Source organism: Streptomyces sp. NPDC055078 (genome assembly GCF_053607985.1).
The window spans coordinates 1-10,542 of record NZ_JBSGUP010000265.1 but is presented as its reverse complement, the minus strand read 5'-3'; the positions used below and the strand labels follow the sequence as shown (position 1 = coordinate 10,542).

12 protein-coding genes and 1 pseudogene are annotated in these 10,542 nt (G+C 72.2%); 2 read left to right on the top strand and 11 right to left on the bottom strand.

Annotated features, from left to right (window positions below; genetic code table 11):
* Positions 1–128: 128 nt before the first annotated feature.
* Positions 129–1,145 carry a small ribosomal subunit Rsm22 family protein gene (locus ACWF94_RS21890; protein WP_453490849.1) on the bottom strand — a complete coding sequence of 339 codons (1,017 nt, stop codon included), beginning with the start codon at positions 1,143–1,145 and terminating at the stop codon, positions 129–131.
* 451 nt (positions 1,146–1,596) lie between these two features.
* Here ACWF94_RS21890 and ACWF94_RS21885 point away from each other — a divergent pair, with 451 nt between their 5' ends.
* Entirely contained in the window at positions 1,597–2,979 is a 1,383-nt protein-coding gene (locus ACWF94_RS21885; protein ID WP_453490846.1) for a hypothetical protein, read from the top strand.
* Between the two features lie 3 nt (positions 2,980–2,982).
* Here the strand turns inward: ACWF94_RS21885 and ACWF94_RS21880 are convergent, their stop codons facing one another.
* The 7 genes from ACWF94_RS21880 to ACWF94_RS21850 form a co-directional block, all read right to left on the bottom strand.
* The gene (locus ACWF94_RS21880; RefSeq protein ID WP_453490843.1) at positions 2,983–4,161 is read right to left on the bottom strand and encodes a methyltransferase domain-containing protein; all 1,179 of its coding nucleotides are present in this window, start codon (positions 4,159–4,161) and stop codon (positions 2,983–2,985) included.
* Positions 4,161–5,132 carry an ATP-grasp ribosomal peptide maturase gene (gene tgmB / locus ACWF94_RS21875; protein ID WP_453490840.1) on the bottom strand — a complete coding sequence of 324 codons (972 nt, stop codon included), beginning with the start codon at positions 5,130–5,132 and terminating at the stop codon, positions 4,161–4,163. Before tgmB ends, ACWF94_RS21880 begins: the two co-directional genes overlap by 1 nt.
* Complete coding sequence (gene tgmA / locus ACWF94_RS21870; protein WP_453490837.1) at positions 5,132–5,428, bottom strand: putative ATP-grasp-modified RiPP; 297 nt, start codon at positions 5,426–5,428, stop codon at positions 5,132–5,134. Before tgmA ends, tgmB begins: the two co-directional genes overlap by 1 nt.
* Before the next feature lie 137 nt (positions 5,429–5,565).
* The gene (locus tag ACWF94_RS21865) at positions 5,566–5,856 is read right to left on the bottom strand and encodes a hypothetical protein (RefSeq protein WP_453490834.1); all 291 of its coding nucleotides are present in this window, start codon (positions 5,854–5,856) and stop codon (positions 5,566–5,568) included.
* Between the two features lie 97 nt (positions 5,857–5,953).
* Entirely contained in the window at positions 5,954–6,130 is a 177-nt protein-coding gene (locus tag ACWF94_RS21860; RefSeq protein WP_453490831.1) for a hypothetical protein, read from the bottom strand.
* A complete protein-coding gene (locus tag ACWF94_RS21855) occupies positions 6,127–6,276 on the bottom strand; it encodes a hypothetical protein (protein WP_453490828.1) in 150 nt (49 codons plus the stop codon). The genes ACWF94_RS21860 and ACWF94_RS21855 overlap by 4 nt, the downstream gene beginning before the upstream one ends.
* Before the next feature lie 394 nt (positions 6,277–6,670).
* Positions 6,671–7,864: a helix-turn-helix domain-containing protein gene (locus ACWF94_RS21850; protein WP_453490852.1), complete on the bottom strand. Its 1,194-nt coding sequence runs from the start codon at positions 7,862–7,864 to the stop codon at positions 6,671–6,673.
* Between the two features lie 133 nt (positions 7,865–7,997).
* On the opposite strand from ACWF94_RS21850, the gene ACWF94_RS21845 reads away from it, so the two are divergent.
* Positions 7,998–8,531 (top strand): flavoprotein, encoded by a 534-nt coding sequence (locus tag ACWF94_RS21845; protein WP_453490825.1) that lies wholly within the window; start codon positions 7,998–8,000, stop codon positions 8,529–8,531.
* A gap of 22 nt (positions 8,532–8,553) precedes the next feature.
* Here the strand turns inward: ACWF94_RS21845 and ACWF94_RS21840 are convergent, their stop codons facing one another.
* The 3 genes and pseudogenes from ACWF94_RS21840 to ACWF94_RS21830 all read right to left on the bottom strand — a co-directional run.
* Positions 8,554–9,921, bottom strand: coding sequence for a multidrug effflux MFS transporter (locus ACWF94_RS21840; RefSeq protein WP_453490822.1), 1,368 nt, complete (start codon positions 9,919–9,921; stop codon positions 8,554–8,556).
* Positions 9,914–10,048: pseudogene (locus ACWF94_RS21835) on the bottom strand (hypothetical protein); the annotation flags it as partial. The pseudogene ACWF94_RS21835 and the gene ACWF94_RS21840, both read right to left, overlap by 8 nt.
* 80 nt (positions 10,049–10,128) lie before the next feature.
* Positions 10,129–10,542, bottom strand: a 414-nt coding sequence (locus ACWF94_RS21830; protein ID WP_453490819.1) for an alkaline phosphatase D family protein, incomplete at its 5' end; no start/stop codon positions are given.

Sequence of the window (10,542 nt, the reverse complement as noted above, 5' to 3'; positions counted from 1 at the left end):
GGGGGGGGGGGGGGGGGGGGGCGGGGGGCGTCGGGCCTGCGGGGCGGGTCCGCGGGGCGAGGTCGGCCGGGGACCGCCGGGGGTCTTGGGGATCCGGGGACCGTCGGGCGTCCGGGGCGACGGGCACGTCAGACGTCCGGGGGCCAGGCGTCGCCCCACTCCGCGTCGCGTGCGGCCTTGTACAGGGGCCCCTGGCGCTTGGGTACGTTCGCCCTGGCCAGCCCCTCCTCCCGCGAGCACAGCTCCAGCAGCACCAGGCCCTTGCGGATCTGCGGCTTGCGCGCGATCCGGGCGGGGGCCGGGCGGGCCGGGAAGCGGGTGGCCGCGACATAGCTGAACTTCTCGTCCTCGTACGGCAGCGACCCGCCCTTGACCTGCCGGTGCAGGGACGAACGGCTGACCCGGGCCGCGAAGTGGCACCAGTCGGAGCCGGACACGATGGGGCAGCCGGCGCTGTGGGGGCAGGGGGCGGAGACCGTCATCCCGGCGGCGATCAGCTGCTCGCGGGCCTCGATCACGCGCTGATAACCGTCGGGGGTCCCGGGCTCGACGATCAGCACGGCCCGTGCCGCCCGCGCGGCCTCGGCGACCATGGCGGCGCGGATCCCGGGGGTCAGTTCCTTGAGGACGTACGACACCGTGACGAGATCAGTGCTCTCGATTCTGATCGCCGCACTGATCCGTGAGCGCTCCCAGCGCGCCGCTTCCAGCGCGGGCACCCCCGAGGCCGCCGCCAGCTCCCTGCCGAGCGCGAGCGCGGGCTCGGACCAGTCCAGCACCGTGGTCCGCGGCCCCGGCCCGTCCCCCTCTTCCCCTCCCGCCTCCCACGCCTCGGCAACCGCCCAGCTCGCCGCGCCCGTACCGCCGCCGATATCGGTATGGGTGAGGGGGGCCCACTCGGGCACGGCGTCCCGCAGCGCGCCGATCGCGGAACGTACCGCCTCGAACGTCGCGGGCATCCGGTAGGCCGCGTAGGCGGCGACATCGGAGCGGTCGCGCAGCACGGGTGCGTCGGTCGGGGTGACCCCGCGATAGTTCGCGATCAGCCGTTCGACCGCGCGCGCCGCCTGGGTGGGCGGCAGCCCGGCCAGCAGCCCGGCAAGGGTGCCGCGCAGGGCTTCCGCGATGGGGAGAGTGGAAGACACCGATCGATTCTAAACACAGGGGTAGGGAGGAGCGGCCGGCCGAGGCGAGGCGAGGCGGGCAGGGAGAGAGGGAGGGAGGGAGGGCAGGCGGGCGCGGGGAGGCAGCCGGACCGGGCGCGACCGGACCGGGGCGGGGCGGGGCGGATCCGGGCGGGCCAGACACAGCAGAGCACCGGACCGGACCGGGGTCGAACTGCGGGGTGCGGATGGGCTGTTGCTACGCTGACGGCCTGCACCGAATACGTAACGTGAGCACGGTCGGCGGTGAGAGCGCCGACCTGCGACGAGAGCGCACCTCCGCGACGAGAGCACCGCTCACAGCCGCGAGAGCCGCCCACGACCGTGAGAACCGCTCCCGGGCATGGGCACTGCCCACACACGAGAGCACCGCTCTCAAGGACCACAGAACCTAGAGGGGCGCATGAGACTGCGGGTGGCGCGAGGGGCTCTCGTGGCAGGGGTGGTCGGACTGGTCGCGGTGGCACTGCTGCTCCTGACGATGTGCGGCGGCAGCCCATCCGCCACGTCCGACGACTCCACTGCCTCCGCCGGCCGGGGCGGCGGCGACAAGCCCCGCCCCACCGACGCGCACACCTCGGACCCCCCGCCCCGGATCGCCGTGCCCGCCGCCTATACGGCCCGCCCGCGCTGGGAGATACCCGACACCTCCGCCGCGTACGCGGTCGCCCACCGGGCGGGCCGGGTCGGCTATCTGGAGCGCGTACCGGGGAACCGTTTCCGGTTGCGCACGCTCGACGCCGCGACCGGCCGCCGGGGCTGGAGCGGCCGACCGTGGCGCCCGCCCACCGATGGCTCCGCCGCGCGGTCCCCCGAGCGTTCGGCCCAGCCGTCCGCCCCGGGTTCCGCCACCCCCTTCCCCCGGCTGCTGTCCGTCGCGAAGGACGGCCGGGAGTACTTCGTGGCCTGGTCGTCCGGCACGGCGGCCGGTGCGGACAGCCTCACCACGGGCGGCGGCTTCATCGTGCTCGATGTGTACGACGCCGGGAACGGCTCCCGGAAGCGGGTCGAGATCCCCTGGGCCGGTGCGCCGACCGTGTCGGGGGCGGGCCCCGGCGTACTGGTCGGCGACGGGCGTACCCGCAGCGCGGTCCTCGACCCCGCGTCCGGCGAGGTGACCCAGCTCCCGGAAACCGCCCTCGCCCACCCCAAGGGCTGTGCGCCCTGCCACCGGCTGACCGAGGTGCGCGGGCTGACCACGAAGGGGCTGCTGCTCAGCGGCGAGTCCGGCTTCTGGGTGCGGGGCGGCTGGTCCAGCCGCGATGTCGCCCCCAGCGGCACCGACCGCGCCTCCGGGGTGCCGACCTCGGTCGCCCCCGGCCTGCTGCTCGCCAAGTGGCGGCCCGCGAAGGGCCGTAAGGACGCCCGTACGCATGAGATCTGGGCCGTCCATGACACGGCGTCCGGGAAACCGCTGGTCCAGACGCGGTGTCACACTCCGGCGATCGAGCCGGGCGAGTATCCGAGAGCGGCGCTCTCACCGAAGAGCGGCTATCTCGTCGCCGGGAATCTGGCATTCGATCTGACCGCCCGCAAGGCACACTGCTTCGAACAGCCCGACGGCTCCAGGCCGCTGACCCTGACAACGGTCACCGACGCGGGCGTGGCATACGGCGCGACAAACGTCCGCAGCGCGCCGGAAGCCCTGGCAGGCGGCGGCTCACCGTTCGAACTGGACCTCAACCGAGCCGTCCCACAACCCCTCCCGCCCCAGGTCCGGCTGCCGGGCACGGAGAGCGCGGGCGTCGGCATCTTCACCTGGACCGACTCCCGCGACCGCCTCCATGTGCTGGGTCATCCGCGCCGCGAGCGATGAGTCTTACGAGGTGAGGTCCCAGATCCGGCCGTCGGGGGCGTACCAGGCGTGCGCCGATCCGTCGGCTTCCCGGGTGATGCCGCAGCGGGTGTGATCGGGGCGTCCCTGGCCGATCCACCACTCCCAGGCGTCTTCGACCCGTTCCCACAGTCGGCCGTCGCCACCAGAGGTGACGGTCCCTTCGCCCGGGTGGCCCGGGACCGGCGTACGCGCCCATGAACCGTCCCCGCTCTGGAGCTGGAGGGCCATGCCGCCGGAGTCGTCCAGGTGGTAGACGAGTTCGGTATCCCGCAGCCAGAGAGCGAGCAGCAGCCGGAACCCGTAGTGACCGCGGATCTCCGCGGCCCCCACGGCGGTGACCCGGGTCAGCTCCTCGGGGGCGTAAGGGGCGCGTACCGGCCTGGGGTAGGAGGTGGCACTGCTGCGGGCGGGCATGAACCGTCCGGTCGTACGGATGAAGTGTCCGCGTGCGGCGCCGTTGCGCTGCACGGCGAGGCGGACCAGGCCGCCGTCGATGCCGAGGTCGAGGTCGGCGACGACGAACCCGCCCGGCCGGGTCTGCTCGATCCACGCTGCGGGGATGCGCGGCACGGAACAGGTGGCGATGATCCGGTCGAACCGCTCCCCGGTGGGGTAGCCGTCCTGCCCGTCGTAGGGAACGAGCTGGGGTGTGTACCCGATGCCGGCGAGGCGCTGCCGCGCGGCATGGATCAGAGCGGGGTCGACGTCGACGGAGTGCACAAGGTGTTCACCGAGGCGCGCGCAGAGCAGCGCGGCGTTGTAGCCGGTGCCGGTACCGATCTCCAGGACCCGGTGGCCGTCCAGGACGGCGAGGTCTTCCAGCATCCCCGCCATCAGGCCGGGTTGTGTGCTGGAGGACGTCGCCACCCCGGTCCACGCCCGCTCCCCGACCTGCTCAGCGGTATCGGGGTCCAGGGCCGTGACGAGAGTCTGATCGCTGTACACGGCATCGAGCCACCGCTCGTCGTCTGCCTCGGTACGGAGGTTCCATACGGCGATACCGCGCTCGTCCGTGCTCTGTTCGTACCAGGCCGGCACGAACGCGTGCCGTGGCACGGCGGAAAACGCGGCGGTCCATTCGGGCGACCGGAGCGCGCCGGTCTCCCGCAACCGGGTGGCGAGCGCGTCCATGTGCGGCTGCGCATCGGTCGGGGCGGTCATCACTCTGGTGCTCCTTGGAGTTCGTCGGCGATGGCTTCGGCGATGGGCTGACCGGTCGCGCCCTGAATCCAGTCCCACTGACCGCAGGGGTTCGCTTCCAGGAACGTCCACTCTCCCGAGGGGGAGACGACGAAGTCCAGGGCGGCGAACCGCAGGCCGAGGTGGCCCATGAGCCGCCGCACCCCTTCGGCGATCCGGAGCGGGGTGCTGGTCGCCACGTACGTCAGCGCGGCATAGTCGGTCCGCCAATCCTCGTGCGCCGAACTGCTGCCCGCGTGAACTTCGGTGGCGAACATGCTGTCGCCGACGACGGTGAGCCGGATCTCGTGCGCCTTGTCCATCCATGCCTGGAAGAGATGGGTGGTGAGCGTGATACCGGTCAGATCGGACAGGTCTTCGGGGGTGAGCCTCCGGGTGTAGGCGACTTTGAGGGTGTCGCCCTCGGTGAACACCGGGCTCGCGATCGGCTTCGACACGAGAGGCCCGGGGATCTCCTGTGCGAACCGGCGTACCGCCCCGGGATCGTTGGTGATCAGAGTCGGAGGGATCCGCAGTCCCGACTCCCGGGCGGCGGCGAGCTGTACGGGCTTGTACTCGGCGCGTGCCATGGCGGCGGGGTGGCTGACCCACCGGCACCTGTCGAGTGCGGTGATGATGCCGCCGACTCCGGCGCGGGCCTGCGCGGAGGCGAACCGCCGCTCGGGCCCGCTCATTCCGGCGGGGAAGGCGAATGCTCCCGGGGCGCGGCAGTAGACCGCGGAGATGTCGAGCAGGGCGGCCTGCCGGTGGCGGGTGGTCAGGGTACCGGTCCAGGGGTGGGTTTGGCGGATCATGGCGGTGACCGTCAGCTGCTGGGGAAAGTCGGCGGTGTCCATCCGGAACACGGGGATCTTCCGCTCGGTGAGGATCTGCACCACGCGGTCAGTGGGCCAGTCGTCGCGGGCGGCGATGACGAGCACGGTGCGCGGCATCAGTCCTTCGGCCCTTCGTCCAGCGGTGGCGGGTTCTTGACGCTGCCGTCAGGAGTCGTCGGCTTGTGCGTACCCGCCATGCACAGCACCAGGGTGCCGTCCACGGTGAGGGAGACCTGCTGAGCTTCGTCGTACACGCTCCCGGGCAGGGCGCTGGCCTGCCGGGCATCCGGTACGCGGGCGAACCGCAGGCCCCAGGGCCTCACGCCGGTCGGCCGCTCGCCGCTGGTCGGGATGCGCCCGCCGACGGGAGCTACCGGGAACGCTTCCCTGGGGTGGGCAAGTGCGGTCGTCATCTGTGGGGTGCCTTTCCGCGGGAGGTGGGGATGGCTGGGCCCGCCCCGGTGGGAGGTCGGCTGTGCCCGGGGCGGGCGTTCACGGGTGTGACCCTTGACCCGAATGGTCACCATGGGTGTGGAGCAGGTTCGCTACGTCACTCAGACGGGATACGGCCGACCCCAAGGGCGGCGGCGTGTTGCCGCCGTTGGACGGCGGCGGGTAGGGCGAGGGTGGTCTCGTTCAGCGTGTACGGGGGTACGGGCGGGGTGTCCTCGCTGTGCAGCGGTGCTTGGTGTTCGGGGACGTGGCGCGGGGTTGGGGTTGACCAGAACGGCGCCTCCTGCCCGGGTGCCGGCGGGGTCGGTTCGGCGACCGGGGCGGGGACGGTGGCGGTGCGGTGGCGGTTGATGGACCGGCGCAGGGCGTCGACGAGACAGCACAACACGGGTGTACTCCAAGCACGGTGGGGGTGGGGCCCCGGTCCGTCCGCTACGGGGGATGCGCGGACGGACCAGGGCGGTCTCAGGGATCGGGCGGGGTAGTCACACGCTCTGGTGGCAGTCGTGGGTGCAGCGGACCGTCAGTACCGGGTGCTCGGCCGGTCCCTGCCAGGGCAGGCGGATATCGCCCGGCCCGGGACAGAGCTCGCAGGCGTCGAGGCGGCACTCGGGTGTCAGCTCACGGGGCTGGTCGGCGGGGTCCGGCGGGGGTGCGGTCATTCCGGTTCGCCCGTGGAGTGGGGCCAGGTGGTGCCGGTGTATTCGTGGTGGTGGTCGCCTGCGTGGTCCGGGGGGCGGGTGCAGAAGATCTTCCGGGCTTCGGGGCGGAGTGCTCCGCACAGGGAGTCCACGGTCAGACGCTCCACAGCGGCTCCCTGGGGGTCGTGTCGGTGAGGGCGGTGAGTCCGCGCTGTTCGCGGCACGGGGCGCACGCGGTCTGCGGGTACGGGGGTTACGGAGGCGCGCTCGATCAGGTGGATGATGCGGGCTGTTCCGGAAGGGCCGCCGTGCCAGTGGCACCAGCCGGACCGGACAGGATTCCCGGGTGCTGGGGGGGCACCAGTATGATTCAGCATGTCGCCGGTCCTTCGAAGCGTCGTCCACACCCCGGGCCGTGCCATCGGCCCCGGGGAACCCCGCCAACCGGGCCCCGGGAGGGGCTCAGCCGACGCGGCGTGTGGAAGGGGACACTAGGAATCCGGAAGACCAGGCACCAGTGACGGGCCGTCCCACTCTGCCGATCAGGTGGGGCGCTGTGTCCTACCTCATCAGTCCGAGCCGGTCGGCGAGCCCGAGGACGGCAGCGTCGCGGCGGGCGCGCTCGCGCAGTTCGGTGACCAGGCGGCGGGATGTGGAGTGGTAGCGCATCCACTCCGGGGCGTCCTCCTCGGCATGGAGCAGGGCCTGCTCGGCCGCCCGGTCCCTGCCGAGGTCGTGGTAGGCGAGAGCGCGGTCCACGTGGAAGCGCGCCCGCCAGGTCGGCGGCAGGGTGCCGAGGCCGGGGATGACACGGGCTGCTCGGATGGCTGCCTCGCTCTGCTCCATCTCCACCAGGAAGTTGACCTTCGCGACGCCGGCGTTCGTGGGCCCGAACGGCGTGGCGTACACGCTCAAGTCCCGGCCCATGGTCTCGGCCGCTCCCTTCGCCATGTTCAGCAGCCTGGTCACTTCGTCGTGCTTGTCCTGCCGGACGGCGGCCGTCGCGCCGCGGAGCAGGAGAATGCCCCACAGGGCCAGGTCCTCGGGCGAGGAGCGGAATCCGGGCTCGATACGCTCGGCGTGGGTGAGTGCCACGCGCTCCGCGTCCGCGAGGCGGCCCTGCTTGGTGAACACCCACGAGAGCGTTGACGCGGCGAGGGTCTCCAGGTTCGGATCGTCGCTGCGCTGGACCGCGGCGAGGGAACGTTCCATGGCGGTGAAGGCCGCGTCTTCCTTGCCCAGCGCGGTCAGAGTCGTCGCTGCGACCTGATAGGCCACAGCCAGCACCGATTGCGCGGCAGCGGCCTCGCTCCCGGCATAGGCGTGGACTGCGGTCCGGGCGTCGCGGATGAGCTGGGGCAACAGCGCACCGATCTCACCCATGCGGCCTTCCCGGCGGATGACCTCGGTCGACCGCAGGGCGGCTCGCAGGTCTTCGACCGTGGGGGGATCCTCCGGATCGGGGTCTCCGCCGAGGAGGTCCGCGACGGGAGACACGGCCTGGCGCAGCGCGAGCACGGACGGCTGCCCGTTGCCCGCAGCTTCGGGCACCTCGAAAGTCCCCGGCTGCCCGACCAGATAACTGGGTTCGGTGTCCAGCGCCCGCGCCAGCGCATTGATGCTCGACAGGCGGGCGGTCTTCCGGCGTCCCTGCTCCAGCTTGCGTACGACATCGACGGACAGTTCGGCCCGCTCGGCCAGTTGCTCCTGGGTGAGGCCCCGCCTCAGGCGCAGTTCCGCGAGACGGTCACCCATGCCGGACTCGAACTCGTTCACTGCCACCCCCGCCAGAAGGTCAGGCTCCCAGGGTACTTCGAGCCTTCCCAGCAGCCGGTTGCCCGCACTCCCACCGGTCCGGGGACGATCGCATGTGTGGTCGTATAGGCGCATGGCGACGATGTATCTGTTCGGATCCTCGGCCCCGCCGGTCCTCCAGGCCGCCGAGGTCATCGAGGAGATTCAGGCGCGTGGCTGGGACGTGTGCCTGGGGCTGACGCCCACGGCCGCCGACTGGCTGCGCGATGATCTGGCCGACCTGGAGCGGCTGACCGGGCACCCGGTGCGCTCGCGGTACAAACGGCCCGGTGAGCCGGATGTGTGGCCTCCGGCGGATGTGATTCTCTTCGCGCCGCTGACGGCCAACAGCCTCAACAACTGGGCCCTGTGCCTCACTTCGACGTTCGTCGTCGGGGTCGTCGCCGAGGGCATCGGCAAACGGATCCCGACGGTGGCCATGCCGTGCGTGAACGCTGCCTACGCCGCTCACCCGCAGGTCGACCGCTCGGTGGAGACACTGCGCTCAGCGGGAGTGACCGTGTTGTACGGACCGGACGGCTTCGAGCCGAACCCTCCCGGCGAGCGGCGGCCGTACCCGTGGGCGACCGCCGTCGACGCAGCCGTACACCGCGCGCAGGACACCTGACGCGCCCAGGTCCCCCGGCCGCTCAGATCGCCGCGCCCCCCGTCCGCCGCCAAGGGCGGCACAGCCCCAGGAAGCACCCCACGGCCGCGAGCGCGCACACCAGTTGCACCACGGCCATCGGGACGGCGGTCGCCTCGCCCGCGATGCCGACGAGCGGGGAGGCGACGGCTCCGATCAGGAAGGAGGACGTGCCGAGGAGGGCCGATGCCGAGCCCGCCGCGTGCGGGGTACGGGTCAGGGCGAGGGCGTTGGTGTTCGGCATGGCCAGGCCCATCGCGGCCATCAGGACGAAGAGCCCGGTGGCGACGGCGAACAGGCTCGGCTCGCCGAAGACGCCCGAGGTCATCAGCAGCAGGGCGACCGCCGCGAGGGTGATGATGCTGAGCCCGAGGCCGAGCGCCTTGTCCAGGCTGACGCGGCCCACCAGTACCCTGCCGTTGATCTGGCCGACGATGATCAGGCCGATGGAGTTGACGGCGAAGAGCAGGCTGAAGGTCTGCGGGGACGCGCCGTAGATCTCCTGCACCACGAACGGTGAGGCGGCGATGTACGCGAAGAGCGCGGCGAAGGCGAGCCCGCCGGTGAGGACGTAGCCGGTGAAGACCCGGTCGGCGAGGAGCCCGCGCATCGTGCGCAGGGCGTGGCCGACGCCGCCGCTGTGCCGCCGTTCGGGGGCGAGGGTCTCGGGCAGCCACTTCAGTACGACCAGGGTGAGGAGGACGCCGACGAAGGTGAGGACGGCGAAGATGCCGCGCCAGTCGGTGAGCCGCAGCACCTGTCCGCCGATCGCCGGGGCGATGACGGGGGCGACGCCGGAGATCAGCATCAGGGTGGAGAAGAACCGGGCCATCTCCAGCCCGTCGTAGAGATCGCGGACCACCGCCCGTGCGATGACGATGCCCGCCGCGCCCGCGAGGCCCTGGAGCAGCCGGAAGCCGATGAGCAGTTCGACGGTGGGGGCGAAGGCGCAGATCGCGGTGGCGGCGATATAGACGACCATGCAGATGAGCAGCGGGCGGCGGCGCCCCCATTTGTCGCTCATCGGGCCGACGACGAGCTGGCCGAGTGCCATGCCCGCGAGGCAGGCGGTCAGGGTGAGCTGGACGGTCGCGGCGGACGCGGAGAGGGATTCGGTGACGGCGGGGAGCGCGGGCAGATACATGTCCATGGAGAGCGGCGGGAGCGCGGTGAGTCCGCCGAGGACGAGGGTGACGACGAGTCCGGCGCGGCGCGCGGCGGCGACGGGGGCCGCCTGGGCCCGGGGCCCGCTCCCCGCCGGGGCGGCGGCCGGGGCAACGGCCGGTATGTGCCCTTCCGGACCGGGCTCCGCGGAACCGGGCTCCGTCGAACCAGACCCCGCCGTACCGGGCCCCGCCGAACCGGGCTCCACCGAACCGGGCTCCACCGAACCGCCGCGTCCCGCTGAGGCGTGCCCTTCTGAACGGGGTCTTTCCGTGCTCGCTCGGCCGCTCTCCGGCTGGTGCATTACCTCTCCATATCGTTGAATCCTTGTCCATGTTCTCAGCTCGTTCGGATTGGTCGAGACCTCATGGGGTCATTTCTCGGGCACCCGGGCACCCGGGCGTACGGGCCGCGGTCAGCCGGGCACGAGCCCCGGCTTCCCCGCCTCGGTCACGAACGACGCGGCCGTGGCGATGGAAGCGCCCGGCACGGTGACGGCGGCGACCGTGCGGAAGTCCACGCGCGCCCGCCGCTCGTCGAGGGTGACGACCGCGTAGCCACGGCGCCCGTTGCCGTACCTCAGATGCGGATTGGCCCGGCGGAGGGCACCCCAGCCGGGCGGCCGGTCGGCGCCGTCCCCGCCGCTGCTGATGGAGGTGGTGACGATCTCGGTGCCGACCGTACGGGAGCGGGGATCGTCCCAGTCCGCCTTGAGGTCGAGGCCGTAGGCGACATGCACATCGCCGGTGAGGACCATCAGGTTCTCGATCCCGGCGGCCTGGGCCCCGGCCAGGACGCGCTCACGGGAGGCCGGGTAGCCGTCCCAGGA

Coding starts and splice junctions, on each gene's coding strand:
- tgmB (WP_453490840.1), bottom strand. CDS start 5,132: ATGCCGCGCACCGTGCTCGTCATCGCCGCCCGCGACGACTGGCCCACT.
- tgmA (WP_453490837.1), bottom strand. CDS start 5,428: ATGACGACCGCACTTGCCCACCCCAGGGAAGCGTTCCCGGTAGCTCCC.
- ACWF94_RS21880 (WP_453490843.1), bottom strand. CDS start 4,161: ATGACCGCCCCGACCGATGCGCAGCCGCACATGGACGCGCTCGCCACC.
- ACWF94_RS21860 (WP_453490831.1), bottom strand. CDS start 6,130: ATGACCGCACCCCCGCCGGACCCCGCCGACCAGCCCCGTGAGCTGACA.
- ACWF94_RS21850 (WP_453490852.1), bottom strand. CDS start 7,864: ATGGGTGACCGTCTCGCGGAACTGCGCCTGAGGCGGGGCCTCACCCAG.
- ACWF94_RS21845 (WP_453490825.1), top strand. CDS start 7,998: ATGGCGACGATGTATCTGTTCGGATCCTCGGCCCCGCCGGTCCTCCAG.